The organism is Arthrobacter sp. SlRoot2-15, assembly GCF_059739345.1.
This window is the reverse complement of the sequence record NZ_AP046058.1, coordinates 1,728,873-1,754,508: the sequence shown is the minus strand read 5'-3', so window position 1 is coordinate 1,754,508 and position 25,636 is coordinate 1,728,873. Positions and strand designations below refer to the sequence as shown.

The 25,636-nt window shown below is 68.9% G+C and carries 23 protein-coding genes; 11 read left to right on the top strand and 12 right to left on the bottom strand.

The genetic code is table 11. From position 1 onward, the window contains the following. Positions 1-23: 23 nt before the first annotated feature. From AC6I9V_RS07965 to AC6I9V_RS07945, 5 genes are read right to left on the bottom strand one after another with little or no spacing between them, the layout of a single operon-like run. Entirely contained in the window at positions 24-902 is an 879-nt protein-coding gene (locus AC6I9V_RS07965; RefSeq protein ID WP_497898993.1) for an ABC transporter permease, read from the bottom strand. After that, entirely contained in the window at positions 902-1,828 is a 927-nt protein-coding gene (locus AC6I9V_RS07960) for an ABC transporter permease (protein WP_497898992.1), read from the bottom strand. Before AC6I9V_RS07960 ends, AC6I9V_RS07965 begins: the two co-directional genes overlap by 1 nt. Next, positions 1,825-2,958, bottom strand: coding sequence for an ABC transporter ATP-binding protein (locus AC6I9V_RS07955; protein WP_497898991.1), 1,134 nt, complete (start codon positions 2,956-2,958; stop codon positions 1,825-1,827). Before AC6I9V_RS07955 ends, AC6I9V_RS07960 begins: the two co-directional genes overlap by 4 nt. Beyond that, positions 2,955-4,181, bottom strand: a complete 1,227-nt coding sequence (locus tag AC6I9V_RS07950) for an extracellular solute-binding protein (RefSeq protein WP_497898990.1) — start codon at positions 4,179-4,181, stop codon at positions 2,955-2,957. Before AC6I9V_RS07950 ends, AC6I9V_RS07955 begins: the two co-directional genes overlap by 4 nt. After that, positions 4,168-5,226: a LacI family DNA-binding transcriptional regulator gene (locus AC6I9V_RS07945; protein ID WP_497898989.1), complete on the bottom strand. Its 1,059-nt coding sequence runs from the start codon at positions 5,224-5,226 to the stop codon at positions 4,168-4,170. The genes AC6I9V_RS07950 and AC6I9V_RS07945 overlap by 14 nt, the downstream gene beginning before the upstream one ends. A 238-nt stretch (positions 5,227-5,464) precedes the next feature. Here AC6I9V_RS07945 and uxaC point away from each other — a divergent pair, with 238 nt between their 5' ends. Genes uxaC through AC6I9V_RS07920 form a run of 5 tightly spaced genes read left to right on the top strand, consistent with a single transcriptional unit; the run spans position 5,465 to position 11,343 of the window. Next, positions 5,465-6,895, top strand: coding sequence for a glucuronate isomerase (uxaC, locus tag AC6I9V_RS07940; RefSeq protein WP_497898988.1), 1,431 nt, complete (start codon positions 5,465-5,467; stop codon positions 6,893-6,895). 17 nt (positions 6,896-6,912) lie between these two features. Further along, positions 6,913-8,139 carry a D-mannonate dehydratase ManD gene (manD, locus tag AC6I9V_RS07935; RefSeq protein ID WP_497898987.1) on the top strand — a complete coding sequence of 409 codons (1,227 nt, stop codon included), beginning with the start codon at positions 6,913-6,915 and terminating at the stop codon, positions 8,137-8,139. After that, complete coding sequence (locus AC6I9V_RS07930; protein WP_497898986.1) at positions 8,136-9,716, top strand: UxaA family hydrolase; 1,581 nt, start codon at positions 8,136-8,138, stop codon at positions 9,714-9,716. The genes manD and AC6I9V_RS07930 overlap by 4 nt, the downstream gene beginning before the upstream one ends. Beyond that, positions 9,692-10,390 carry a bifunctional 4-hydroxy-2-oxoglutarate aldolase/2-dehydro-3-deoxy-phosphogluconate aldolase gene (locus AC6I9V_RS07925; protein ID WP_497898985.1) on the top strand — a complete coding sequence of 233 codons (699 nt, stop codon included), beginning with the start codon at positions 9,692-9,694 and terminating at the stop codon, positions 10,388-10,390. The genes AC6I9V_RS07930 and AC6I9V_RS07925 overlap by 25 nt, the downstream gene beginning before the upstream one ends. Then, a complete protein-coding gene (locus tag AC6I9V_RS07920) occupies positions 10,387-11,343 on the top strand; it encodes a sugar kinase (protein WP_497898984.1) in 957 nt (318 codons plus the stop codon). The genes AC6I9V_RS07925 and AC6I9V_RS07920 overlap by 4 nt, the downstream gene beginning before the upstream one ends. A gap of 24 nt (positions 11,344-11,367) precedes the next feature. Here AC6I9V_RS07920 and AC6I9V_RS07915 read toward each other — a convergent pair whose 3' ends face one another. The 4 genes from AC6I9V_RS07915 to AC6I9V_RS07900 form a co-directional block, all read right to left on the bottom strand. Continuing rightward, positions 11,368-12,228, bottom strand: a complete 861-nt coding sequence (locus AC6I9V_RS07915) for an aminoglycoside phosphotransferase/kinase family protein (protein WP_497898983.1) — start codon at positions 12,226-12,228, stop codon at positions 11,368-11,370. 5 nt (positions 12,229-12,233) lie between these two features. Then, complete coding sequence (locus AC6I9V_RS07910) at positions 12,234-13,703, bottom strand: peptide MFS transporter (protein WP_497898982.1); 1,470 nt, start codon at positions 13,701-13,703, stop codon at positions 12,234-12,236. Between the two features lie 102 nt (positions 13,704-13,805). After that, positions 13,806-14,918 (bottom strand): alcohol dehydrogenase catalytic domain-containing protein, encoded by a 1,113-nt coding sequence (locus AC6I9V_RS07905; RefSeq protein WP_497898981.1) that lies wholly within the window; start codon positions 14,916-14,918, stop codon positions 13,806-13,808. An 83-nt stretch (positions 14,919-15,001) separates the two neighbouring features. Further along, positions 15,002-16,459 (bottom strand): amidase, encoded by a 1,458-nt coding sequence (locus AC6I9V_RS07900; RefSeq protein WP_497898980.1) that lies wholly within the window; start codon positions 16,457-16,459, stop codon positions 15,002-15,004. A gap of 109 nt (positions 16,460-16,568) precedes the next feature. On the opposite strand from AC6I9V_RS07900, the gene AC6I9V_RS07895 reads away from it, so the two are divergent. The 3 genes from AC6I9V_RS07895 (at position 16,569) to AC6I9V_RS07885 (ending at position 18,212) form a co-directional block, all read left to right on the top strand. Then, a complete protein-coding gene (locus AC6I9V_RS07895) occupies positions 16,569-16,895 on the top strand; it encodes a rhodanese-like domain-containing protein (RefSeq protein ID WP_349413528.1) in 327 nt (108 codons plus the stop codon). A gap of 14 nt (positions 16,896-16,909) precedes the next feature. Further along, positions 16,910-17,890: a prephenate dehydratase gene (gene pheA, locus AC6I9V_RS07890; protein WP_497898979.1), complete on the top strand. Its 981-nt coding sequence runs from the start codon at positions 16,910-16,912 to the stop codon at positions 17,888-17,890. Positions 17,891-17,981: 91 nt separating this feature from the next. Beyond that, positions 17,982-18,212: a hypothetical protein gene (locus tag AC6I9V_RS07885; RefSeq protein WP_349413526.1), complete on the top strand. Its 231-nt coding sequence runs from the start codon at positions 17,982-17,984 to the stop codon at positions 18,210-18,212. On the opposite strand, the gene AC6I9V_RS07880 is transcribed toward AC6I9V_RS07885, so the two are convergent. After that, on the bottom strand, positions 18,209-19,276 hold the full coding sequence (locus AC6I9V_RS07880; protein ID WP_349413525.1) for a diacylglycerol/lipid kinase family protein: 1,068 nt from the start codon (positions 19,274-19,276) through the stop codon (positions 18,209-18,211). The genes AC6I9V_RS07885 and AC6I9V_RS07880 overlap by 4 nt on opposite strands. A 78-nt stretch (positions 19,277-19,354) precedes the next feature. Between AC6I9V_RS07880 and serS the strand changes: the two genes are divergently transcribed. Continuing rightward, positions 19,355-20,635, top strand: a complete 1,281-nt coding sequence (serS, locus tag AC6I9V_RS07875) for a serine--tRNA ligase (protein WP_497898978.1) — start codon at positions 19,355-19,357, stop codon at positions 20,633-20,635. A 109-nt stretch (positions 20,636-20,744) separates the two neighbouring features. Next, positions 20,745-21,593, top strand: a complete 849-nt coding sequence (locus tag AC6I9V_RS07870; protein ID WP_497898977.1) for an HAD family hydrolase — start codon at positions 20,745-20,747, stop codon at positions 21,591-21,593. Between the two features lie 20 nt (positions 21,594-21,613). Here AC6I9V_RS07870 and AC6I9V_RS07865 read toward each other — a convergent pair whose 3' ends face one another. Then, on the bottom strand, positions 21,614-22,213 hold the full coding sequence (locus AC6I9V_RS07865) for a hypothetical protein (RefSeq protein ID WP_349413522.1): 600 nt from the start codon (positions 22,211-22,213) through the stop codon (positions 21,614-21,616). Positions 22,214-22,405: 192 nt separating this feature from the next. On the opposite strand from AC6I9V_RS07865, the gene AC6I9V_RS07860 reads away from it, so the two are divergent. Then, positions 22,406-24,832: a phosphoketolase family protein gene (locus AC6I9V_RS07860; RefSeq protein WP_497898976.1), complete on the top strand. Its 2,427-nt coding sequence runs from the start codon at positions 22,406-22,408 to the stop codon at positions 24,830-24,832. A gap of 36 nt (positions 24,833-24,868) precedes the next feature. Here the strand turns inward: AC6I9V_RS07860 and AC6I9V_RS07855 are convergent, their stop codons facing one another. After that, on the bottom strand, positions 24,869-25,630 hold the full coding sequence (locus tag AC6I9V_RS07855; RefSeq protein ID WP_497898975.1) for a DUF429 domain-containing protein: 762 nt from the start codon (positions 25,628-25,630) through the stop codon (positions 24,869-24,871). Between the last annotated feature and the right edge of the window lie 6 nt (positions 25,631-25,636).

The window sequence follows — 25,636 nt, the reverse complement described above, 5'->3', positions numbered from 1 at the left end:
CGGCCCGTGCGGCCGCCCGGCGGTCAGTCCGTCTCGTCCCGGACCTGCGAGACAAGCTGGGTGGGATTGACGAACCGGAGGGCCACCACCAGCAGCACCATCATCATGAGCATGTAGACCACGGCCATCGCGTCGACTGACTGCTGGGCGCGGATGCCGGCCCCGGTCATGGCCGTGAACAGGGCCACCACAAGGGTGTCGGAGGTGGAGTCCGAGGTCAGGAAGGTCAGCTCGAACATGCCCACCGTCCGGACCAGCACCAGGACCGCGGCGGCGAGGATGCCCGGCACCAGGAGCGGCGCGAGGATCCTCGTGAACAGCCGCAGCATGTTGGCGCCGCACATCCGTGCCGCCGACTCGATCGACGGGTTGATCTGTTCGATGAACGGCGTCATGGTCAGGATGACGAACGGGATGGACGGAACCAGGTTGGCCAGGATCACGCCGGTCAGGCCCGGTGCCAGGTGGTAGTACGTCAGCAGCGTCGCCAGCGGGATCCCGTAGGTGATCGGGGGCATCATGATCGGCAGCAGGAAGACGAGCATCAGGATGTTCTTGCCCGGGAAACTGCGGCGGGCCAGCACGTAGGAGGCAGGCGCGCCGATCAGCACGGAGATTCCGACGACGGCGATGGAGACAGTCAGCGTGGTGCCAATGACCTGGCCGAGGTCGTATTCCTTCCAGGCGTCGGCGTACCAGGCGGGCGTGTAGCCCGACGGCAACCAGGTGTCGAACCATTCCTTGGCGAAGGAGTTGACGACAACGGAGGACACCACGCCAAGCAGCAGCAGGAGGAACACGGCCATACTTCCCCAGATCAGGAACGTTCCAGGGGAAGCCGCCAGCGGCCGTTTGGCGGCGGCGGGCGTGGCGCCGGACTTTGGTTTAAGTGTGAGGCTCATCAGCCCTTACCTCCGGTGGATCCTTTGTACATGCGGGAGCGCCAGATCAGCACCAGAACGATGACGACCAGTTCCACGGCGCCCATAACGATGGCCGCTGCGGACGCGAGCGGGTAGTCGAACTGCTGGCCCCAGGCGTTGTAGGCAACGTAGGCGATGACCCGGGTGGACCCGGACGGGTCGCCGACGAGGATGGCCGAGGGGAAGACGCTGAAGGCCAGGACGAAGGTCAGGCAGAAGGTGATGGCCAGTCCGGGTGCCAGCAGCGGCAGGGTGATCCGGCGGAAGCGCTGCTTCCAGTCCGCGCCCAGGGTCCGGGCAGCCGCCTCGAGCGAGGGGTCGATGCCGGAGAGGTAGGACAGGATCAGCAGGAACGCGAACGGGAACCCCGAGATGATCAGGGACCAGAGCACGCCCCAGTAGTTCTGGACCAGCTGGAGCGGCTCGAAGCCGAGGAGTCCCAGGAAGCGGTTCAGCCAGCCGCGCTGGCCGAAGAAGTTCAGCAGGCCCTCGGCGGTGAGGACGGTGCCGAGCGTGATCGGGATGACCAGCACCGTGGTCAGGGCGCGCTTGCCGCGGAACTTTCCGCGCATTTTGTACGCGATCGGAACCGAGACCAGGACGTTCAGCAGGGCCGCCGGGAGTGCCAGCTGCAGGGTCACCCAGATCGAATCCAGCCCCCTGACCGAGGGGTCCGTGAAGAACTTCACGTAGGCGCCGAACAGTCCGCCGGTTTTAGGCTGGAAGGACAGTCCGAGGCCGTAGACGAACGGGTAGACGAAGAGCACCAGGGCGAACACCAGGGCTGGCAGCAGCAGGAGCAGGAGCTTGTCGATGCCGCGTTCGGCCAGCCGGTGGGACAGTGCGGGCCGGTTGCCCGGTTCCTCTTGCTCCACCCGGGCCGGGCGCTGCCCGGTGAGGGTCACAGTACCGCCGCCTCAAGCTCGGGGGCCGGGCTCGCCGCCGCCGAAAGCTCGGCCGGGAAGACCAGCACCCGCTCCTGCGCTGCGGTCAGGGTGACCCGTTGGCCGGGTTCCACATGGCGGGGCGTCCGGACGTGCAGCGGCTTTCCGGCGTCGGACCGGGCCTCGACCGCGAACTCACGGCCCTGGTATTCGACGACTTCGACCGTCGCGTCGATGCTGGCAAGGCCGGCCGGAGCCGTCCCTGCCGGGGCGATGTCGAAGTCCTCGGGGCGCAGCCCCACCTTTACGGCGTCGCCGGCGCGGAGCGGTTCCTTGGTGGAACCGGTAATGGTGGTGCCGAGGACCGAAACGGTCACGGCGCCGCCGTGGACCCGTTCCACGACGCCCTCCAACAGGTTGCGGTAGCCCATGAAGTCCGCCACATGCCAGTTGACCGGGTGCTCGTGCAGCTCCTGCGGCGTGCCGACCTGCTGCACCTCGCCGAGGCGGAGCACCACAAGCCGGTCGGCCAGCGACAATGCCTCCTCCTGGTCGTGCGTCACGTAGAGCGTGGTGAGGCCAAGCGACTGGTGCAGGCGGCGGATCTCGGTCCGCATTTCCAGACGCAGTTTCGCGTCCAGGTTCGAGAGCGGCTCGTCCATCAGGACCAGCGGCGGGCGGAGCACGACGGCGCGGGCGATTGCCACGCGCTGCTGCTGGCCGCCGGACATTTGGCCCGGCAGTTTGCTCGCGTGCGGACCGAGCTGGACCAGTTCGATCGCCTCGGCCACACGTTTTTTGATTTCCGCCTTGGGAACGTTGCGCATCTCGAGGCCGAACGCGATGTTCTTCTCCACGCTCAGGTGCGGGAAGAGGGCGTAGTTCTGGAAAACCATGCCGAAGCCGCGCTTCTCGGGCGGGAGCTGGTCGATCTGCTTGCCGTCCATGAGGATGCGCCCGCCGGTCAGCGGCAGCAGGCCGGCCAGGCAGTTCAGCGCCGTCGACTTGCCGCAGCCGGACGGTCCCAGCAGGGCGATGAACTCCCCGCTGCGGATCGAGAGGTTGAGGTTCCGGAGCGCGTTCTGGCCGCCGAAGGAGCGGGCCACATTTTCAAGCTCGAGCGTCTCAAAACTCGTGGCGTGAATGCTCATTTCTTCTGTTCAACCTTTCCGGTGGCCACCTGCGTGTCCCAGGTGTCAAAGGCCTTGACCAGGGCGGCGGCGTCGATCGGCGTGGCCTTGGGGTTGTCCTTGATCAGCGCATCGTATTCAGGGCGGCCGAACTTGGCGATGACATCCTTGCTGGCCTGCGGGGCGAGGTCAACGCTGACGTCCTTGATGGCCGGACCCGGGTAGAAGTAGCCGGTGTCAAATGTCTTGGCCTGCTGTTCCGGGGTCAGTGCGTACTGCAGTACCTGCAGGATTGCGGCCATCTTGTCCGCGGAGACACCCTTGGGCACCGCGGCGTACTGCGCGTCCGTGACCCAGGTGAACCCCTTGAGCGCCTTCGTCTTGAAGTTTTCCGGCACCTGTCCCAGCGCGCGGGGGTTGATGTCCCAGCCCGTGGTGGTGATCGCCATGTCCCAGGTGCCGTTCTTCAAGTTGTTCATGGTCACGCCCGTACCGGTCGGGTACGACGTGACGCTCTGGTTGAGCTGCTTGAGGTAGTCCCAGGTCTTGCTCCAGCCGTTCACCGGGTCCTTGGGGTCGGAGTCGCCGAGGATGTACGGCAGGCCCATCAGGAAGGTGCGGCCGGGGCCGGAGTTGGCCGGGCGGGCGTAGCCGAAGCGGCCCGGGTGCTCCTTGGCCCAGCTCAGGAGTTCTTCTGCCGTGCTCGGCGGGTTGGGCACCTTGTCCGGGTTGTACTCCAGCAGCGGCCCGGAGGGGTAGTAGGTCAGCGCGACAGCCTGGTCCTGCGCGAGCTTCTGCATCGCGGCGGCAGGTTCCTGGTAGTTGGCCATGTTGCCCAGCCGGTCCTTGTAGTCTTTGGCGACCGGGGCGAACAGGCTCTCGCTGATACCGGCGGCCAGGCCGTCGGTGCCGGTCAGGACGAGGTCGATCTTGAGGTTTCCGGCCTGCTGCTGGGCCTTGACCTTGCCGGCCATGTCGGGCGCGCCGGCGGTCTCCCACGTGACCGAAGAAATGATGTCCGGGTGGTCCTTGGCGAACTGGTCGAAGATGGCGCCGGTCAGTTGCTTGTTGCCGGCAACGTCGAGGATGTTCAGGGTCACGGCCTTGGAGGGCTTCTCCGGAACACTGCCGGCAGACAGCGTCGCTGCGGAGGCGTTGTCGCTCCCCGGGGCGCCACAGCCGGTGGCCAGCAGCCCGGCCACGCCGAGGGTTGCTGCCCACTGGACTCTTCTAGATGCTCGCATGGGATTTCCTTTCATTGCGTCCGGCAGCGTTGCCGGACGGACGCTCACGGATGGCGGAGGGCACTACGGATGTGGACTGCCGGACAACGATTTCGATCGGAAGGTACTCGGCGGCGCGGGGGGCCGAATGGGGATCCAGGCTGTCGACCAGCCGATCGACGGCGGCGCTGCCAACCTTCCGCAAGGGCGCCCGGACAGTGGTCAAAGCGGGGGAGACGAGGGTTGCGGCGTTGATGTCGTCAATGCCGACCACGCTCATCTCGTCCGGGACGGTGATGCCCCGGGCATGCAGCCGGGCGATGATGCCCAGCGCCATGAGGTCGTTGTAGGCCAGGACGGCCGTGAGACCGGCGGCCACGGCGAGATCCGCCGCGGACTGGCCGCCGCCAAAGACCGGCGCGAACGAGCCCAAAGACATCACTTCAAGTCCGGGCAGGCCCGGGACGGCCTTTTCGATGCCGAGGCGCCGTTGCTGGTCCGACCAGGAACCGGTGGGGCCGCCGGCATAGCCGACCTTCCGGTGTCCCAGGGCGTGGAGGTGTTCGAGCGCCTGGCGGACAATCTCCTGGTCGTCGACGGTGATGTCCGGCAGGCCCTGCAGACGCCGGTTGATCAGCAGCACGGGGATACCGCCGAGCAGCGACGCCAGGTCCGCGTCCGACATCCGGGAGGAGCACAGAATCAGCCCGTCCACCTGCGGCTTGAGCTTGCTCACCAGCTCCCGCTCCACACGGCTGTCCTCGTCCGAGTCGGCCACGAAGACCGAATAGCCTGCGGCGAGAGCCCTGGCCTGCACGCCCTTGGTGACCGAAGCGAAATAGGGGTTTTCCAGATCCGGGACCACCAGGCCGAGCGTCCCCTTGCGGCCGGTGGCGAGTCCCCGGGCGGCGTTATTGGGGGTGTAGCCCAGTTCCCGAGCCTTGTCGACGATCTGCTGGCGGGTGCGGGGGGCGACCAGATCCGAGGAGGACAGGGCCCTGGACACCGTCGACGGCGAGACGCCCAGCGCCTTCGCCACGTCCCGGACCGTGATGGATCCCTTCATTCGTACTTCACCTAACATCGTCGTCAGCCGCCGTCATGTGCGGTCCGTCACATCCTGCAACCGTTTGCAATGATCTGTCAATAGTTTCAGAAAGAATCATTTGAAGGCCCGGTCTCACCGCGGCAAAATCCCGGCAATTACGCCACTTTCATTGCTTTACGAGGCATCGGCGTGCATATTTAGATTTAGTTCAAACGTTGATTTTGTTGCATTTTGTTTCATTGGAGAGGCAAATTACATGAGTGATTCCACTGCCTGGGCGATCGACCCCGATCGGGCCCTTCCTGCGGATCCGGCAACACGGACCATCGCCCGGGAGCTGTACAACGCCGTGTCAGCACTGCCCATCGTGTCGATGCACGGCCACGTCGAGGCCGAGGTGTTCGTGGACAACGAATTCTTTGGAAACCCCGCGGAATTGCTGGTGATTCCGGACCACTACCTCGTGCGCATGCTGGTCTCGCAGGGCTACTCGCCGGCTGAACTCGGTGTGGCGAACCGGCAGGACGGCGCCCTGGCGGAGCGGGATGCGCGCCTGATCTGGCGGCGTTTCTGCGAGAACTGGAAACTGTTCCGCGGAACGCCCACCCGCTATTGGCTCGAACACGAGCTGGCGGTCGTTTTCGAGACGCCGCTGCAGCCGTCCGCGGAGAATGCCGATGTCATCTTCGACAAGCTCTCGGCCCTGCTCCACACCGAGGCGTTTCGCCCCCGGTCCATTCTTGACCGGTTCAACGTGGAAATTCTGGCCACCACGGATTCGGTGCTGTCCGACCTTTCCGCCCACCGCAAACTAAGTGATGCCCTGGGGCCGGGCCGGATCGTTCCGACCTTCCGGCCGGATTCGCTGTTGCATATCGACCACCCCAGGTGGCAGGACGAAATCCGGATGCTCTCCGAGGTTTCCGGGCTGGAGGTAGCGGACTACGCCAGCTTCCTGGCAGCCCTCCGGCAGCGGCGCCGCGCGTTTGTCGACGCCGGCGCCCGCGCCACCGACCACGGCCATCTGCTGGCGGACACCACCCCGTTGCCGCCGGAGGAGGCGCACCGGATCTTTGCCGCGGCGGTCCGCGGGGAAGTGACCGCCGAGGAGGCCCAGGCGTTCTCCGGCAGCATGCTGTATGAGATGGCCCGGATGTCCGTCGAGGACGGCCTGGTGATGCAGCTCCATCCCGGAGTGCTGCGCAACCACTGCCACAGCGTGTATGACTCCTACGGCCCCGACAAGGGCTTCGACATCCCCGTCGGCGTGGAGTTCACCCGTTCCCTGCGGCCGCTGCTGGAGAGCTTCGGCATGAACAAGGACTTCCGCTTCATCGCCTTCACCACCGACGAAACGGTCTACTCGCGGGAACTCGCGCCCCTCGCCGGATGCTATCCCGCCATGAAACTCGGTGCCCCCTGGTGGTTCCTGGACAGCCCGGAGCAGATGCGGCGCTTCCGTGAATCCGCCGTCGAAACGGCCGGTTTCTACAACACGAGCGGCTTCGTCGACGACACCCGGGCGCTCGCCTCCATCCCGGCCCGCCACGACCTGTCCCGGCGGATCGACGCCGGGTACCTGGCGCGCCTCGTCGCCGAGGGGCGGCTGGGCATGGCGGAAGCCGTGGAAACCGCCGTCGACCTCACCTACAACTTGCCCCTGCAGTCCTACGCCGCCCGCGGTTGACCCCGGAAGGAACATCAATGACGATACGCTCAGCCGAGGTCCTGGTCAGCAGTCCGGGAAGGAACTTCGTTACCCTGCGCATCACCACCGACGACGGTGTGATGGGGCTTGGCGACGCCACCGTCAACGGCCGCGAGTTGGCCGTGGCCGCCTATCTCAGCGAGCACGTGGTCCCGCTGCTCATCGGGCGCGACGAGGCGATGATCGAGGACGCGTGGCAGTTCCTCTACCGCAGCGCCTACTGGCGGCGCGGCCCCATCACGATGGCCGCGATTGCCGCCGTCGACGTCGCACTCTGGGACATCAAGGCAAAAGTGGCCGGCCTGCCGCTGTACCAACTGCTCGGCGGCGCCTCCCGCATCGGCTGCCTCGCCTACGGCCACGCGTCGGGCACCGACCTGGACGCCCTGTGCGTCTCGATCCAAAACCATCTCGACCAGGGCTTCAAAGCCATCCGCATCCAGACCGGCGTCCCCGGGCTCGGGCAGATCTACGGCGTCGCCGGGGACCAGCGGCCCGGACAACGCTACGACTACGAACCCGCCAAACGCCTCCCGAAACCGGCGGAGGAACTCTGGGACTCCCGCGCCTACCTCCGCCACGTTCCAGGCGTGTTCGCCGCGGTCCGGGAGAAGTTCGGACCGGAACTGGTCCTGCTGCATGACGGCCACCACCGGATGACGCCGAACCAGGCGGCCTCGCTGGGGAAGAGCCTCGAGCCATACGACCTGTTCTGGCTGGAGGACTGCACCCCCGGGGAAAACCAGGAGGGCATGCGGCGGGTCCGGTCCCAGACCACCACCCCGCTGGCGATCGGCGAGGTCTTCAACACCGTCTACGACTACCAGACGCTGATCACCGAGCAGCTGATCGACTACGTCCGCTCCGCCGTGACCCACACGGGCGGCATCACGGCGCTGCGCAAACTCATGGACTTCGCCGCGATCTACCAGATCAAGTCGGGCTTCCACGGCCCGACGGACATCTCCCCGGTGGGCCAGGCGGCCCAGCTGCACCTGGGGCTGGCGATCCACAACTTCGGCATCCAGGAGTACATGAAGCACTCCGAGGAGACCTTGCAGGTCTTCCGCACCAGCTACGCCTTCGAGGACGGGTTGCTGCACCCGGGGGACAACCCCGGCCTGGGCGTGGACTACGACGACGACCTCGCCGCCGGCTTCGAGTACACCCCGGCGTACCTTCCGACGGCCCGCCTGCTTGACGGGACGGTGCATGACTGGTGACCGCCCCCGAGACCACCGCCGCAACCCTTCCGCTCGCGTCTTGCGTCCTGCAGTTGGCTGCCGGCGACGACGTGGGGGTCGCCACCCGCGACCTCCCCGCCGGAACCAGGCTGTTGGACGCAGCATCGGACCCCGCCCCGGACACCGCCGGCCCGGTGCTGGAAGTCAGGGCCAACGTCCCGCGCGGGCACAAGATCGCGCTGAAGCCGGTCGCCGGCGGCGCGCCGGTGCACAAGTACGGGCAGTCGATCGGCCGCGCCCTGACGGGCATCCGGCCGGGGGACCACGTGCACACACACAACCTCGGCATGGACGAAGTGAAGCAGGACTACGAGTTTGGCACGGCCCGCGTCGGCCCTGCCGTTCCGGCCGGGCCGCGCCCCACGTTCCAGGGCTACCGCCGGGCCGGCGGCAAGGTCGGCACCCGCAACTACGTCGGCATCCTGACCTCCGTTAACTGCTCGGCCAGCACCGCCCGGATGATCGCCGACCAGTTCCGCGGTAGCGCCCTTGACGCCTTCCCCAATGTCGACGGCGTTTTTGCCCTGACCCACGGCAGCGGCTGCGGCATGGTGCTGGGCAGCGCGGGCGCCGAAGTCCTGGTCCGGACCCTCCGCGGCTACGCGGCGCACCCCAACTTCGCCGGCCTGCTGGTCCTCGGACTCGGCTGTGAGATGCTCCAGACGGAACGCTTCCTCGACCCGGAAACCGCGCCCGCGCTGATCGAGCGGCTCACCATCCAGGACTCGGGCGGGATCAGGGCCACGGTCAAGGCGGGGGTGGCCCTGATCGAAGGGATGCTCCCGGCCATCAACGAACTGCAGCGGGAGCCCGTGGACGTTTCCGAGCTGGTGCTGGGCCTGAACTGCGGCGGCTCGGACGGGTACTCGGGCATCACGGCCAACCCCGCGCTGGGGGTCGCCTCGGACCTGCTGGTCGCCTACGGCGGAACGTCGGCGCTCGCCGAAACGCCCGAGGTCTTCGGGGCCGAGCACCTCCTCACCCGCCGGGCCATCGCTCCCGAGGTGGGGCAGCGGCTGCTGGGGCAGCTGGAATGGTGGCGGGACTACGCCAGCTCCGGCGGCGGAAGCCTTGACAACAACCCTTCGCCCGGCAACAAGGCCGGGGGCCTGACGACGATCCTGGAGAAATCGCTGGGCGCCGTGGCCAAGGCCGGCCAGGCCGAGCTGTCCGCCGTCTACGCCTACGCCGAGCCGATGACCAGCCCCGGGCTCGTCTTCATGGACACACCAGGCTACGACCCGGTGTCCGTCACGGGGCTCGTGGCCGGCGGCGCCAACGTCGTGTGCTTTACCACCGGCCGCGGCTCCGTCTTTGGCTGCAAGCCTGTGCCCAGCATCAAACTCGGCACCAACACCGAGCTCTACGAACGCATGCCGGAGGACCTGGACCTGAACTGCGGCGTCATCGTCGACGGCGAAGCGACAGTCCAGGAGGTGGGGGAGCTGATCTTTGCCCGCATCCTCGCCGTGGCATCCGGGGCGCAGACCGTCAGCGAAGAACTCGACCTCGGACAGGAAGAATTTGTGCCATGGCAACTGGGAACCGTGACATGAGCAGCGGGACGGACACCCTCCGGCGCCCCGCCCCGAGCGCCATCCTGCAGGCGAACCCCGTGGTGGCGGTGCTGCGCGCCGGCCACGCCCGCGAATACGCACCCGTCATCGCCGCGCTCGCCGACGGGGGAGTCCGCTCGATCGAGCTGACGCTGAGCACGGCAGGGGTCTTTGAGCTCCTGCCCGGACTGATCCGGGACTTCGGGGACCACGTCGAAATCGGCGTCGGCACCGTCACGGCGGAGACGGAAGCCGGAGAGGCCCTCGACGCCGGGGCGCGTTTCCTCGTCACCCCGGTGACCGACAGCGCCATTGTCCGCGCCGCCGCGGAGCGGGACATCCCGGTCTTCCCGGGCGGCCTGACGCCGACGGAACTGTTCACCGGATGGCGGGCGGGCGCCACGGCCGTCAAGATTTTCCCGGCGTCGACGGTCGGCCGCGGCTATATTGCCCAGCTAAGGGGGCCGTTCCCGGAGTTGGCGGTCATCCCCTCCGGCGGAGTCGCAATCGAGGACGCGCCGGGCTGGATCCGGGCAGGGGCGCTGGCCGTCAGCCTCGGCGGCCCGCTCATTGGGGACGCCTTCAAGGGCGGCGACCTCTCCGAGCTGACCCGGCGGGCGGCCAGGGTCAGCCGCCTGGTCGCCGAAGCGCGCGGCGCCGGGAGCGCGGGGTGAGCGCCGGGCCGAGCGCCGTCGTCACCCTCGGCGAGACGATGGCGCTGATGAAAGCCGCCACCCCAGGACCCCTCGCCTTCACGGAGTCACTCCGGCTGGGCATTGGCGGCGCGGAAAGCAACGTGGCGATCGCCCTGCGCCGGCTGGGCACCCCGGTGACCTGGGTGGGGCGGGTGGGTGCGGACAGCCTGGGCGACCTGGTCCTGCGCGAGCTGATGGCGGAGGGGCTGGACGTCGAGTGCGGCCGTGCCCCCGATGCCCCCACGGGGCTCATGATCAAGGAACGCCGCACCAATGAGACGGCCAAGGTCTGGTACTACCGCTCAGGAAGTGCGGGATCGACGCTCGCGCCGGAGCACGTTCCGGAACGGAAAATCGCTGCCGCCCGCCTGCTCCACGTCACCGGCATCACCCCTGCGCTGTCCCGGTCCGCCGCGGCGGCGGTCCAGGCCGCCATCGACTGCGCCAAATCCGCCGGCACCCTGGTGTCCTTCGACCTTAACTACCGCTCCGCCCTGTGGCCGAAGGACGCCGCCGCAACCGCCTTCGAGGCGCTGGTGCGGCAGGCGGACGTGGTGTTCGCCGGCGACGACGAGGCGGCGATCGTGGTGGGCGAGGCGGCGGAACCGCTCGACTTGGCGCACCGGCTCGCGGCCCTTGGCCCGGCGCAGGTGGTCATCAAGCTCGGCGCGCGAGGATGCGTGGCCCTCGTGGACGGCGAGGAGCACCAACAGGACGCCATTCCGGTCCGGGCCGTGGACACCGTGGGGGCCGGTGACGCCTTTGTCGGCGGCTACCTCGCCGAACTGCTCGAGGGGCAGCCGGTGCGTGAGCGGCTGCTGACGGCTGTCCGCACGGGGGCCTACGCGTGCCTGATGTCGGGCGACTGGGAAGGGATGCCGCGGCGATCCGAGCTTGCCCTGCTGGGCGCGGCCGAACCCGTCAGCCGCTGAGCGGCCGCCGCACCCCCCGGGCACCTAGCGGCTGAGCGCCCCCACCAGCCGTTCCGCGTTCGCCTCGAGCCAGGCGCCGCGGCGGCGGATCATGCCGCCGACGCCCTCGCCCCACATCCGGGCCCAGCCACCGCCGAGGACCCTCGCGTTGTGCTCCATCCGCCGGTAGCTCAGTGCGGCCGCCTCGATCCCGAACGCCGGAAGCGCCCGCCTTTCCGCATCGGTCCAGCCGTAGGAATCGGCGAAAATCCGGAGCCTCCGGAACGGGTCGGTGGCTTCCCAGCCCGGCCACCCGTCGGCCGGGTCCCGGAGCGGTGCCCAGTGCGACGCGGCGTTGAAGGAATCCTTGAACGCCGTGGCGGGGCCGGCGAGGTCGAAGTCCACCAGCCCGACGGCGAGCCCGTCCCGGACCACAACGTTTTGCGGAGTGACGTCAAGATGGCACACGAGTTCACCCGGGTCCGGGCTGACCGCGCCCGGCGGGGTATAGCGGGGCGGAAACGGATAGGCGTCCGGCACGAAACCGGCCGAGGCCGTGTGCAGCCGGCGGAGCAGCCGGGCCACGGACGCGAGCAGCTCCTCGGACTGGACCCAGGCCTCCGGGACCGGCCCGGCGCATTCGCCGACCAGGAAGGTCAGCACGTCCCTGCCCTGTCCGTCGCGGCCCAGGAACCTTGGCGCGCCCTCGAATCCGGCATCTTCAAGCCAGTCCAGGTAGGCGGCGACAGCCAGGGACTGCGGCTGGTGTGGGCGGCGGATGGTGCCGCCCACCCGCACCACGCCCTCAGTGACATCGCCCGCCGGCATGGGTTCGACGTCGGACGCCTCGCCGGGGGCGGGGACGTAGACGCGGGCCTCAACCGGCGGGCGATTTCGGGTGCTCATTCAGCTCAGCGTACGCCGCCCATGAGCTTCTTGATGGCAGGGGAGGCCGCGGCCAGGCCGACGGCCAGGAGCATCGCCGTGCCGCCGACGCCGATGAAGTACGGCAGTTCGTCGTCGGGGTTGTAGAGGCCGGTGAGCATGCCGGCCAGGGTGGTGCCCAGCGAAACCGAGAGGAAGAACAGGGCCACCATCTGGGTGTGGAAGGCCTGGGGCGCCAGCTTCGTGGTCACCGACAGGCCGATGGGCGAGAGGAACAGTTCCGCGAGCGTGAACAGCAGCAGGATCCCCACCAGTGCCAGCAGCGGCGTCTTTCCCTCGCCGGCCAGCGGGATGAACGCCAGGAACGCCAGACCCATCACAAAGAGCCCGATCGAGAACTTCAGCGCCGAACCGGGCTGCTTGCGTCCCAGCCGGGTCCACAGCGCCGCCATAACACCGGCGAAGATGATGATGAACACCGGGTTGATCGACTGGACCCAGGCGGCCGGCATTTCCCAGCCGAACAGGTTCCGGTCCAGCTTCTCCTCCGAGTACACGGCAATGAAGGTGAACTGCTGCTGGAAGAGCGCCCAGAACGCGGCGGAGGCGATGTACAGCGGGATAAACGCTGCCACCCGGCCGCGCTCGTTGGCGGTGACCTTCTTGCTGCTGAAGATCAGCACGAAGTAGAGCACGGAGGCGCCGATCGCGGCATAGGCCATCGACATGGCGAGGTTGTCCGCGTCCACGGTCCCGGTGGCGAGCAGCACGGCGATGACCGCGGCGATGCCGGCGAAGATGAGGCCGTACTTGGTGCGGTCCGCGGCGGGCAGCGGGTTCGGAACCCGGTGGGCCTCCTCGGGGAGCTTGTTGCGGCCGAGGGCGTAGATGCCCAGGCCCAGCGCCATGCCGACGGCGGCGGCGCCGAAGCCCCAGTGGAAGCCCTGGCTCTCCTGCAGCCAGCCGGTGACCAGTGGGCCGATCAGGGCGCCGGCGTTGATGCCCATGTAGAAGATGGAGAACCCGGCGTCGCGGCGTTCGTCCTTCTCGCGGTACAGGCTTCCGACCAGTGCGGTGGCGTTGGCCTTCAGGCCGCCGGAGCCGACGCCCACCAGCACGAGGCCGGCAATCAGGCCCGGCACGCCGGGGATCAGGGCGAGGGCGATGTGGCCGGCCATGATCATGATGGCGGAGCCGAACAGCACCCGCTCAGAGCCGAAGAGCCGGTCCGCGAGCCAGGCGCCCAGGATGGTCGACAGGTAGACGCCGCCGCCGTAGGCGCCGACGAGGCTGGCGGCGAGGGCCTTGTTGATCTCCAGGCCGCCCTCAGCGGCGGTGAAGTACATGTAGTAGAGAAGAATCCCCTGCATTCCGTAGAAGGAGAAGCGCTCCCACATTTCTACGGAGAAGAGGCTGGCCAGCATTTTCGGGTGGCCAAAAAACGAGGTATCGCCCGGCGTTGTAGCGGGGGGATTGGCTAAATGAGTTGTGCTCATTTACTTAATGCTGACACCGCGGCGCGCGATTGTCACATCCGCGGCGGCCCGGGGCAAGTCAATTCGGGGGTGTTTCGCCCTTTGGATCCGCCCCGGTTGCCCTCACCCGGCGTCGAACATGATGACCTGGCGGACCGCTTTGCCGTCGGCCAGCTGGTCCATGGCCTGGTTGATGTCCGCCAGGGCGATGCGGGACGAAATGAGCTCCTCGACCGGCAGCTTCCCGTCCAGCCAGAGCTGGGCGTACTTGGGGATGTCGCGTGCCGGGACCGCCGAGCCGAGGTAGCTGCCAACGATCGTGCGGGCCTCCGCCGTGATGGTCAGCGGGGACAGCTGGGCGCGGGAGTCGGGGGAGGGCAGACCCGCCGTGATCGTGGCGCCGCCGACGTCGGTGGCGGCGAACGCGGTCTCGAATGCCCGGGCACTGCCGGCGCATTCGACGACGAACTTGGCCTTGACGCCTTGTTCGGCCAGTTGCTGCGGGGTGTAGGTTTCGTGCGCGCCGAGCCGGCGGGCGTGCTCCAGCTTCTCGGCCAGGGTGTCCACGGCGACGATCCGGGAGATTCCCTGGGAGACGGCGGTGATCAGCGCGGCCATGCCGACGCCGCCGAGCCCCACGATCATGATGCTGTCCTCGGGCCGGGGTTTCGCCGCGTTCAGCACGGCGCCGCCGCCGGTGAGCACCGCGCAGCCGAGGACGGCGGCGATGTCCGCGGGGATGTCGTCGTCGACCGGCACCGCGGAGGCCCGGTCCACGACGGCGTGGCTGGCGAATCCGGAGACACCGAGGTGGTGGTAGACGGTCTCGCCGCCGCGGCTCAGGTGCATGGAGCCGTGCAGCAGGCTGCCCTCGCCGTTGCTCTTCGAACCCGCGGTGCAGGGCAGCCGGCCGTCGGCGGCGCAGTTGGCGCACTGCTCGCAGCGCGGCAAAAAGGACATAACTACGCGCTGGCCGGGTTCCAGGTCGGTGACGTCGGCGCCGACCTCGACGACGCGGCCGGCGGCTTCATGGCCCAGCAGCATGGGTACCGGGCGGACGCGGTTCCCGTCGACGACGCTGAGGTCCGAGTGGCAGATGCCGGCGGCCTCGAGGCGGACAAGGATTTCAGTGGGCCCGGGGGCAGAGAGTTCCAGCTCAGCGATGCTGATGGGTTTGGACTCCGCAAAGGGCCGGGGGCGGCCGATTTCCTCAAGCACTGCTCCGGTGATCTTCATCGATCGCTCTCCTGTCTTTGACCCGCGTCGGCACCAGTAAACCCCACGCGGGGGCGGCCCGGGAAATCCCCGCCGCGGGCCGGCTAGAAACCCAGCTGCGCGGCGACCTGCAGGAGCAGCCCCTCGGAGCCCAGGGGGCCCACCAGCTGGATGCCCATCGGCACGCCGGACCCCGGGGCGCCGCCGGTCCAGTGCACCGGGATGCTGATCGCGGGCAGCCCGCACACGTTGACCAGGGAGGACCACGGCGCGAACTCGCACTGCTTACGGTAGTCCTCGTCCGCGTCGGTGGCCCGCTCGGCGGCGGGCCAGTAGCCGTCCCCGTGTGCGGCGCCGGTGAACCAGCCCACCGGGCGCGGCGTTTGCGCCAGCGCCGGGCTCAGGACCAGGTCCCAGGCGGCGAACTGCGCCACCGTGTCCCGCTCGAACTGCCGCAGGAACCCGAGGGCCTCGTCCAGCTTCGCCGCGCTGCGCTGCTGGGCGCGGCGCCGGAAGGTCCGGGTCAGCGGGGTCAGCAGCGCCTCGCGCTGCGGCGCGATCCGGGCACCGCCGACGCCGGCGGTCCAGGCTGTCGTGAACGCACCGGGGTAGCGGTTGTCGTACCGGATGGCGGCTTCGCCGGTCTCATGCCCGGCAGCCTCCAGCAGGCTGATGCCCGCGGCCAGGGCGTCGAGGGCCTCGAGGTCCGGCGTGAAAGGGAAGACCGCCTGCCACGGGCTGTCTAGGCTGACGCCGATCCGCAGCCGGGGCGGATCCTGGCCGGCCAGCGCCAGGTAGCTGCTCCTGGGCCCGGGAGACTGCCCCGACGTACGTGGTGCGTTCTCCGCCGGGACGAGCGCGTCGAGCAGCAGGGCGGCATCCGCAGCGCAGCGGGCCAGCGGGCCGGCGACCACCAGCCTGGCCGGGTCGCCGGTGCTTTCCCCTGCCGGGACCAGCCCGCGGCCCGGCTTCAGGCCCACCAGCCCGCAGGCCGCGGCGGGGATGCGGATGGAGCCGCCGCCGTCGGAGCCCGGCGCAAAGGGGAGCAGCCCCGCGGCGACGGCGGCAGCACTGCCGCCCGAGGAGCCGCCGGAGCTGCGGCTCAGCGCGTACGGGTTGCGCGAGGGCGGGGCGATCCGGTTCTCGCTGTAGGCCGTCAGCCCGAATTCCGGGACCTGCGTCTTGCCCAGCGAGACGACGCCGGCGCCCTTCAGGGCGGCGGCGAGGGCGCCGTCGGCCGGGGCCGGTTTGTGCTCCAGGGCGGCGCTGCCGTGGGTGGTGACGACGCCGGCGACGTCGGTCAGGTCCTTGAACGCCGTCGGCATCCCGTGCAACAGCGGCAGGGCACGGCCATTGTCGTTGGCCGCGCGGGCGTGGCGGGTGTCCGCGGCGGCGGCGTCCGCGAGGGCCTGTTCCGCGGTGACCGTAATGAACGCGCCAAGGTGCGGGTTGTTGTCCGCGATGCGGTCCAGGAAGTGAGCCGTGGCCTGGCGGGACGAGAGCTCGCCGGAGCGCAGGGCGTCCCGGAGCCCGACGGCTGATAGTTCGTGGATCTCGGCCAAGGGGCTCCTTTGCGCTCCCCAGAAGCGTAACGTGCCGCCGGGTTGTGCACGCGTTCCAGGCGCTGGCGATACGCTGGAAGCAGACTTGGTTCCAGCGGAGAGGACGACCATGAGCGAGATCGAGACCGTGACCGTTTCCGATATCCCCGAGGCGGCACGGCTTCTGGACGTGCGCGAGGACTACGAGTGGGCGGCCGGCCACGCCGAGCACGCCCTGCACATCCCCCTTGACCAGCTCCCGGCCCGGCTCGATGAACTGGATCCGGACGAGGACCTCTATGTCATCTGCCGCACCGGCGGACGTTCCTTTCGTGCCGCGCAGTGGCTGGTCGGCCACGGCTACTCCGCACTGAACGTTGCCGGCGGCATGGACCAGTGGCTTGAGAATGGCCTGCCGCTCGTCTCCGACAGCGGGCTCAAGCCCGTCATCCTGTAAACAAAGGAAAACCGATGCCCGCCGTCCCAGTCACCTACACCTTCCTCGGCCCTGCAGGCACGTTCACCGAGGCGGCTCTGATGCAGGTGCCCGGCGCGGCGGATGCCGTCCGCATCCCCTCCTCGAACGTCAATACGGCGCTGGACAAGGTCCGCAACGGATCGGCCGACGCGGCGATGGTGCCGATCGAGAACTCCGTGGAGGGAGGGGTCACCGCCACCCTGGACGCGATTGCCACGGGGCAGGAGCTGCGGATCCTCCGCGAGGCGCTCGTGCCCATCAGCTTTGTGCTCGTGGCCCGGCCCGGCGTCACGATCGGTGACATCCGCCGGATCTCCACCCACGGACACGCCTGGGCGCAGTGCCGGCTCTGGGTCGACCAGAATATTCCGGACGCAGAATATATCCCGGGGTCCTCGACGGCCGCCGCTGCCATGGGCCTGCTGGAGGACGATCCGCACTACGACGCCGCGATCTGTGCCCCGATCGTCGCCGCCGAGCAGCCGGGCCTGGCGGTGCTGGCCGAAAACATCGGCGACAACCCGGGCGCCGTGACCCGCTTTGTGCTGGTGGGGCGCCCGGGTGTCCTGCCGGAGCGGACCGGGGCCGACAAGACCACCGTGGTGGTCCCGCTGCCGGAGGACCGGCCCGGCGCCCTGATGGAGATTCTGGACCAGTTCGCCACCCGCGGCGTGAACCTGAGCAGGATTGAGTCCCGGCCCACCGGCCAGTACTTGGGCCACTACTTCTTCAGCATCGACGCGGACGGCCATGTCGGTGACGCCCGGGTGGCGGACGCCCTCGCGGGGCTGCACCGGATCAGCCCGGCCACCCGCTTCCTGGGTTCCTACGGCCGGGCGGACGGCCAGCGCGCCGACGTCGCCCCGCACACCTCTGACCAGGCCTTCCGCGCCGCCCACGCCTGGGTCGAAGACATACTCAGCGGGGCATCTGTGGTGCAGGAATATAACCCGGAGGCTTCGCCCACAGCGTAGACAAATGCCTCATCCGGCACTTCCACCCCTTGAAAACTGTGCGTATGCTTGCCTGATCCATATTGGGGTAGTCCACCGGAGGGAGCGGGCCATGTCAGGCACCAGCACAGAAAATGACGGCCAGGGAATGATTGTCAATCCCAAGCCGACGGCTGACAACCAGGACTGGGACGGCGACGACGCCGACCGGGCGGACCGGCTGCGCTTCGAAGAGGAGCAGGCGATGATCCGCGAGCAGTCCGAGGCCCGCGCCGCCAAGGCCGCAGCGGAGGCGAAAAAGTCCGAAGCGGAGAAGGAAGCCGCCAAGAAGGAAGCCAGCTAGTCTTCCCGGCCGACGCCTTCCTTCACCCGGACCAGCAGTGAACCGGGCGCGATCTGCACGGTGACCGTCGTGGCCTCCCCGGACGGATCGCCGTCGACCTGGGTGGGCATCGGCTCGGCGCACTTGATCACGATCTTGGCCGAGCGGTAGTACGTCATCACCGGCAGGTTCCGCTTGTGCTTGAGCACAATCTTCCAGTACATGGCCAGCCAGCCGATCGCGCTGCGCGGGCTCATCACCACCACGTCCAGCATCCCGTCGTCGATCATGGCCTGCGGGATGAAGTCGATGCCGCCGGGGATCAGCCCGCAGTTGGCGAACAGGACGCTGCGGATCTTCCGTGACTGTTCGGGCTGGTCATCGAGGGAGATGGCGACCCTTTTGCGGCGGCCCGGAAGGTGCCGCACCCCGGCTTCCGTGTAGGCGAGCCAGCCCACCGCCTTCTTGAGCCCGTCATTGGTATCGCCCACCACCTCGGCGTCCATGCCGATGCCGGCGATCACCAGGAAGGCGTGGTCCGCGGACTGCCCCGTCAGCGCGTTCTCGACCGTCATCCGGGCGGTGTCGATGAAGCGCTGGTGCCCGAAAAGGGCGGTCTCCACGCAGCCGTGCAGGTCCCCGATGTCCAGGTGGATGTTGCGGGCCAGCAGGTTCCCGGTGCCCAGCGGAAGCAGCCCCATGGCGATGTCGGTGTGCGCGAGGACGTCGGCCACGACGCGGACGGTGCCGTCGCCGCCGCCGACGAGGACGACGTCGGCCCCGTACTCGACGGCGGCCCTGGCCTGTGAGAAGCCGGGATCCTCGGCGGTCGTCTCGAAGAACCGCGGGGCCTCCCAGCCGGCCGCCAGGCAGGCGCTCTCAACCAGGACCCTGGCCTCCGCGGACCGCGCCTTGATCGGGTTCAGCACCACCGCGACCTTTTGCCTGCCCAGGCCGGGGTTGTGCGTTTCTTCCCAGACGGCGCTGCGCGTGTGCTTGGCCTTCAGCCGGCGCACACCCCACCAGCTGGAGACGGCAAATACCAGGGCCCCAGCGATGACGAGGTAGAGCAGCCAGTCGCGCATGTTGCTCCAACACTATCCCGGCCGTGCGGCGCGGCAGGACGGCCGAAAGGCACCCCCCGGATTCGATACTCTTATCTGGTGATCGACGTAAAAGACCTCAGCGACAATCCGGACAAGTTCCGGGCCAGCCAGCGCGCCCGCGGCGCCGATGAATCCGTGGTGGACGCGATCATCGCCGCGGATTCGGCCCGGCGTGCCGCGCTGATCCGTTTCGAGAACCTGCGCGCCGAGCAGAACGCCTTCGGCAAGAAGGTGGCGCAGGCCAAGGGCGAGGAAAAGCAGGCCCTGCTCGCCGAGGTCAAAGTCCTCGCCGCCTCGGTCAAGGAGGCCTCGGCGGAGGCCGACGTCGCCCAGGCCGCCCAGGAGGAACTGCTGCGCGGTATCCCCAACCTCGTCGAGGACGGCGTCCCTGCCGGCGGCGAAGACGACTACGTGGTGGTCAAGACGGTCGGGACGCCGCGCGAGTTCCCCGACTTTGAGCCCCGGGACCACCTGGAAATCGGCGAACTGATCGGCGCCATCGACATGGAGCGCGGTGCCAAGGTCTCCGGCTCGCGCTTCTACTTCCTGCGCGGTGTGGGCGCCCGGCTGGAGATGGCGCTGCTGCAGATGGCCATGGAGCAGGCCATCGATGCCGGCTTCGTCCCCATGATCACCCCCACGCTGGTCCGTCCCGAAACCATGCAGGGCACCGGCTTCGACGTCAAGCACGACGCCGAGATCTACCGCCTCGCGGAGGACGACCTCTACCTGGTGGGGACCTCGGAGGTGGCCCTGGCCGGGTACCACGCGGACGAGATCCTGGACCTCACCGGCGGCCCGATCCGGTACGCCGGGCAGAGCTCCTGCTACCGCCGCGAGGCCGGGTCGCACGGCAAGGACACCCGCGGCATCATCCGCGTCCACCAGTTCAACAAGGTGGAGATGTTCATCTACACCACGGTCGAGGAGGCCGCCGCCGAGCACGCCCGCCTGCTGGCCTGGGAAGAGGAGATGCTGGCCAAGTGCGAGCTGCCCTACCGGGTGATCGACACGGCCGCCGGGGACCTCGGCAACTCGGCCGCCCGCAAGTTCGACTGCGAAGCCTGGGTGCCCACGCAGGGCGCGTACCGCGAGCTGACCTCGACGTCGAACTGCACCACCTTCCAGGCGCGCCGGCTCAACATCCGCGAACGCGTGCTGAACGAGGACGGGGCGCCCAAGGGCACCCGCGCGGTGGCCACCCTGAACGGCACCCTCGCCACGACCCGCTGGATCGTCGCGATCCTGGAGCACCACCAGAACCCGGACGGCTCGGTCAACGTCCCCGCGGCGCTGCAGAAGTACCTCGGCGGCATGACCGTGCTCCCCGTCCTTTAAGCGATCCGTCCTCCAGGCCACCCGCCGTCGGCCGCTGTTCACCCAGGCTTCACCCCGCGCTGTGGCGCGCGTCCTAGCCGGTGTCGGCGGTGTCTGCTCTACTTGTGGAATGACAACATTGACTGAAACCTCAGTCGCTGGCAACGATGACCAGCGAGACGCAAACGAAAAAATGATGATCGCCCTCGACGTCGACGGAACCCTCGTCGACCACGACGGGCACATGTCCGTCCCGGTCCGGGAAGCAGCCCAGGCCGTGGTGGCCGCCGGGCACGAGGTGATGATCGCGACCGGCCGGTCGCTCAACGCCACGCTGCCCATCATCGAGCACATCGGCATCGAAAACGGCTACGCGGTCTGCTCCAACGGCGGCGTCACCCTGCGCCTGGATTCCGGGCTGGCCGACGGCTACGAGGTGCTGCACAAGGCCACGTTCGACCCCGGACCCGCGCTCCGGGCACTGCGCAAGCGGCTGCCCTCCGCCAAGTACGCGCTTGAGGACGAGAACGGCAACTTCCTTTCCACCGAACGCTTCCAGGACGCCAGCTTCGGCGTCGAGGCGATCGGCGTCGACTTCCAGACCATGCTCGAGGCCACCGCCGTGCGCGTTGTGGTGTTCAGTTCCGAGAACACGCCCGAGGAATTCAACGCGGCGATCCGCCACGTCGGCCTCGCCGGCGTCACCTACTCGGTGGGCTGGACGGCCTGGCTGGATATTGCCGCCGCCGGCGTGACGAAGGCCAGCGCCCTCGAACAACTGCGCGGGCGGTTGAGCATCGAGGCGCACCGCACGGTGGCGGTCGGCGACGGCCGCAACGACATTGAAATGCTCACCTGGGCGCGCCGCGGCGTGGCGATGGGCCAGGCGCCGGCGGAGGTGATCGCCGCCGCCGACGAGGTCACCCACTCGGTCTACGACGACGGCGCAGCCCACGTGCTGCGCAGCATCCTGCGCTAGGTTCTCCGCGGGGCTAGCCGCTACCGGACGTCGAGGATCAGGGCCAGCAGCCGGGCTGCGGCCGGTCGCGCCGCGTGCTCTTCGTTCCACTGGGCCCGGGCCACGGCCTTGCTGACAGCCTGGGTGGTGATGCCCAGCTCCTCGGCGACGGCCTTCTGCTGTCCGCGCACGCCGGGGGTCAGCAGATCCAGCACCCGCCACTCGGCGGCGCTGCGGTCGTGCACGATGTGGCCCAGCAGCCGCAGCACGGCCTCGGCTTCCGCGGCCAGGTCCGCGAACGGGCCCTCCACCGCGACCGGCACGCGCTCCTTGCTGTTCCGCAGCCGGTCCACGGCCCGGCGGGCGTAGACCAGGCCGTGGCCGGAGGCGTCCTTGATCTGGTTCGGCAGCGGTTCGTTGACCGGGCCGACGCCGATCCCGACATACCAGGCGCCGGTGCGCAGGGCGACCAGGGCCGCCTCGACCGCCTGCCGCGGGCAGTCCACGATGCCCTGCACCTCGTCCTCCACCGAGCGGTCGAAATCCAGGCGCGCCGGAATGTGCCGCAGGTCCTTGAGGAGCTGCGGCACCCGGTCGCCGTCTCGCCGGCTGTCGGTTTGGTTGATGGTCAGCGTGAACATACTGGATGACACACTACCGTTTGCCCAAGGGGAGGCAAGCACCCGGTAACCGCCCCGTAACAGACCCGCCGCAGACCCTGCCGCCCCGCTGCGGCCGGGGGCCCCGGCGGGCTTGTTTCCCGCCCCCGGAGATGTTGCGATGGGGGAGGACGTCGCCGCCGGCGGCACGGACGGAAGCGGAGCACGCACGTGGTGGATGGGTTGAATGAGCGGACCGGGCCGGGGGCCGCGGACACGGCCGACGCTGCAGAGCTCAGGCTCGTGGACCGGTGGTGGCGGGCCGCGAACTATCTTTCGGTGGGCCAGATCTATCTGCGCGCCAACCCGCTGCTGCGCGAGCCGCTCAGCGCCGGGGACACCAAGTCCCGGCTGCTCGGCCATTGGGGAACCACCCCTGGCCTGAACTTCATCTACGCCCACCTGAACCGCGTCATCCGCCGGGACGAGCAGGAAATGCTGTTTGTCGCCGGTCCGGGTCACGGCGGACCGGCCGTGGTCGCGAACGCGTGGCTGGAGGGGACCTACTCGGAGATCTATAGCAATGTCGGCCCCGACGCGGACGGGCTGGCCGAGCTGTTCCGGCAGTTCTCCTACCCTGGCGGCATCCCGAGCCACGCTGCCCCGGAGACCCCGGGTTCCATCAGCGAAGGCGGCGAACTCGGGTACTCGCTGGCGCACGCCTACGGCACGGTGTTCGACAACCCCCGGCTGGTTACCGCCGTCGTGATCGGCGACGGGGAGGCGGAGACCGGACCGCTGGCCGCCAGCTGGCACTCCCACAACTTCTTGGACCCGGCGTCGGACGGGGCGGTGCTGCCGATCCTGCACCTGAACGGGTACAAGATCGCCAACCCCACGATTCTGGCGCGTATGCCCCAGGCGCAGCTGGAGCAGCTGCTGCGCGGCTACGGGCACGAGCCGTATTTCGTGACGGTCGCGGATCCGGAGGATACCGAGGCGGCGCACCGGGATTTCGCCGCTGTACTGGACCGCTGCCTGGCCGACATCCGGTGCATCCAGTCGGCCCGCAGGACCGGAACAACTGGGGCCGGCGCGGACGGCAACGACGTACCCGCTGCCACGTGGCCGATGATCGTACTGCGTTCGCCCAAGGGCTGGACGGGGCCGAAAACGGTCGACGGGCTGCAGGTTGAGGGCACCTGGCGCAGCCACCAGGTGCCCCTCTCCGAGGTCCGCACCAACCCCGAGCACCTCGCGCAGCTCGGCCGGTGGCTGGAATCCTACGGCCCGGAAGAACTGTTCGACGGGGACGGCCGGCTCCGGCCCGATGTCGCCGCGAACGCCCCCGCCGGGCAGCTGCGGATGAGCGCCACCCCGCACGCCAACGGCGGCATCCTGCTGCGCGACCTGAAGCTCCCCGGGTACGCGGACCACGCGGTCGACGTTGCCCGGCCGGGCCGCGAACGTGTCAGCGCCATGGTCACCCTCGGCGCGTGGCTGCGGGACGTGATCGCCCTAAACCCGGAAACCTTCCGGCTCTTCGGCCCGGATGAGACGGCGTCGAACCGCTTGCAGGACGTTTATGAGGTCACGGACAAGGTCTGGCAGTACCGGATCGAGGAACGCGACGAGCACCTGGCGCGCGCCGGCCGGGTGATGGAGGTCCTCAGCGAACACCTGTGCCAGGGCTGGCTGGAGGGCTACCTGCTGACCGGCCGGCACGGCGTGTTCAGCTGTTATGAGGCCTTCATCCACATCGTCGACTCGATGTTCAACCAGCACGCGAAGTGGCTCAAGGTCCACCGCGAGCTGCCATGGCGCCAGCCCGTCGCCTCGCTGAACTACGTGCTCTCCTCGCATGTCTGGCAGCAGGACCACAACGGATTCTCGCACCAGGACCCGGGGTTCATTGACCACGCGGTGAACAAGAAAGCCGAGGTCATCCGCGTCTACCTGCCGCCGGACGCCAACACCCTGCTCTCGGTGATGGAGCACTGCCTCGGGTCGCGGGACTACGTGAACATCGTCGTCAGCGGCAAGCAGCCCTCGCCCACCTGGCTGGGACCGGCCGACGCGGCGCACCACTGCCAGCGCGGACTGGGCATCTGGGAATTCGCCGGCTCCGAGGTCCCCGGCGAGGAGCCCGACGTCGTGCTGGCCTGCGCGGGCGACGTCCCCACGGTGGAAACCGTCGCCGCGGCCGAACTGCTCAAGGAGGGGGCGCCGGGGCTGAAGATCAGGGTGGTGAACGTGGTGGACCTGATGCGGCTCCAGGACGCCGCGGAACACCCGCACGGGCTGACCCCGCGGGACTTTGATGGCATCTTCACGGCGGACAAGCCGATCATTTTCGCCTACCACGGCTACCCCTCGCTGATCCACCGGCTGGCGTACCGCCGCACCAACCAGGACGGCCTGCACGTGCGCGGCTACAGGGAGGAAGGCACCACAACGACGCCGTTCGATATGGCCATGCTCAACGGGATCGACCGCTTCCAGCTGGCCATCGACGCGATCGACCGGGTACCCGGCCTGGCCGAGCGGCATTCGTTGCTGCGCCAGTCGCTGCAGGACCGGCGCATCCGCGCGCACAACCACACCCGGGAGCACGGTGAGGACGCGAAGGAGATCAGCGGCTGGACCCTCGGCGCGGAGTAGCCGGCGCGGAATAGTCGGGCCGGAGCAGCCGCCCCGCTACGGCCGGGGGCCGGGGAGGGCGCCCAGGGCGCCGGTGGGCAGGTGGATCCAGCCGTCGGTCCGGGCGGTCCGGGCGTGGGCTGCGTCGGGCCGGAGCGTGTTGCCCAGCGCCACGGCCCGGGCGGTCAGGGAGGCGATGAGCGCGTCGAACAGGTCGTCGGAGGCGGCCAGTTGCTCGTCGTGGCCGGCCAGGTCCAGCCAGGGTGCCGCCCGCGTGAGCACGCCCAGCAGCTCGCCGAGGCGCTGAGTTTCCGCGCCGCCGCGGCCCTTGTAGCCGCGCGCCAACAGCCCCCACGATTTCAGCGACGCGGCCGGGTAGACCTCGGCCAGCTTGCTGCTGCCGTCCCTGGCCTGCGGCCCGTGCTCCGCCGCGATCTTGGCCTGGATAACGGCGCAGCGCATCGCCGGGTGGGCCAGCCGGTCGGCGGAGACACTCAGCGGGATCAGTCCGGTCCGGGCGGTGACAAAGCGGTCGGTGTCGCGGTAGGCCAGCAAGCGGCGGCCCTCGATTCCGTCGTAGTCCAGCACGGGCTGCGCATCGCCGGCCAGATGGCCGGCGATGAAGGGCAGGAAGGCGTCCGGCCAGCCGACCGGGCAGTCGATTCCGGTCAGGTCGCTGGCGCCGAAAAGCCGGACGATCTCGCCGTCGTCGACGCCCAGCGCCAGGTGCACCAGCCGGGCGCCGCCGCCGCCCCATTCGAGGACGGCCGCCGCGGTCTTTTTGGTGGCTGCCGCGAGGTCGACGCCGAGGGTTTTCACCGGGGA

What these genes read in the sequence shown, in the direction of transcription:
- AC6I9V_RS07955 (WP_497898991.1), bottom strand. Translation starts at nt 2,958, where the DNA reads ATGAGCATTCACGCCACGAGTTTTGAGACGCTCGAGCTTGAAAATGTG.
- pheA (WP_497898979.1), top strand. Translation starts at nt 16,910, where the DNA reads ATGCCCGCCGTCCCAGTCACCTACACCTTCCTCGGCCCTGCAGGCACG.
- AC6I9V_RS07950 (WP_497898990.1), bottom strand. Translation starts at nt 4,181, where the DNA reads ATGCGAGCATCTAGAAGAGTCCAGTGGGCAGCAACCCTCGGCGTGGCC.
- manD (WP_497898987.1), top strand. Translation starts at nt 6,913, where the DNA reads ATGACGATACGCTCAGCCGAGGTCCTGGTCAGCAGTCCGGGAAGGAAC.
- AC6I9V_RS07905 (WP_497898981.1), bottom strand. Translation starts at nt 14,918, where the DNA reads ATGAAGATCACCGGAGCAGTGCTTGAGGAAATCGGCCGCCCCCGGCCC.
- AC6I9V_RS07880 (WP_349413525.1), bottom strand. Translation starts at nt 19,276, where the DNA reads ATGCGCGACTGGCTGCTCTACCTCGTCATCGCTGGGGCCCTGGTATTT.
- AC6I9V_RS07925 (WP_497898985.1), top strand. Translation starts at nt 9,692, where the DNA reads ATGGCAACTGGGAACCGTGACATGAGCAGCGGGACGGACACCCTCCGG.
- uxaC (WP_497898988.1), top strand. Translation starts at nt 5,465, where the DNA reads ATGAGTGATTCCACTGCCTGGGCGATCGACCCCGATCGGGCCCTTCCT.
- AC6I9V_RS07885 (WP_349413526.1), top strand. Translation starts at nt 17,982, where the DNA reads ATGTCAGGCACCAGCACAGAAAATGACGGCCAGGGAATGATTGTCAAT.
- AC6I9V_RS07965 (WP_497898993.1), bottom strand. Translation starts at nt 902, where the DNA reads ATGAGCCTCACACTTAAACCAAAGTCCGGCGCCACGCCCGCCGCCGCC.
- AC6I9V_RS07945 (WP_497898989.1), bottom strand. Translation starts at nt 5,226, where the DNA reads ATGAAGGGATCCATCACGGTCCGGGACGTGGCGAAGGCGCTGGGCGTC.
- AC6I9V_RS07865 (WP_349413522.1), bottom strand. Translation starts at nt 22,213, where the DNA reads ATGTTCACGCTGACCATCAACCAAACCGACAGCCGGCGAGACGGCGAC.
- AC6I9V_RS07870 (WP_497898977.1), top strand. Translation starts at nt 20,745, where the DNA reads ATGACAACATTGACTGAAACCTCAGTCGCTGGCAACGATGACCAGCGA.
- AC6I9V_RS07895 (WP_349413528.1), top strand. Translation starts at nt 16,569, where the DNA reads ATGAGCGAGATCGAGACCGTGACCGTTTCCGATATCCCCGAGGCGGCA.
- AC6I9V_RS07910 (WP_497898982.1), bottom strand. Translation starts at nt 13,703, where the DNA reads ATGAGCACAACTCATTTAGCCAATCCCCCCGCTACAACGCCGGGCGAT.
- AC6I9V_RS07915 (WP_497898983.1), bottom strand. Translation starts at nt 12,228, where the DNA reads ATGAGCACCCGAAATCGCCCGCCGGTTGAGGCCCGCGTCTACGTCCCC.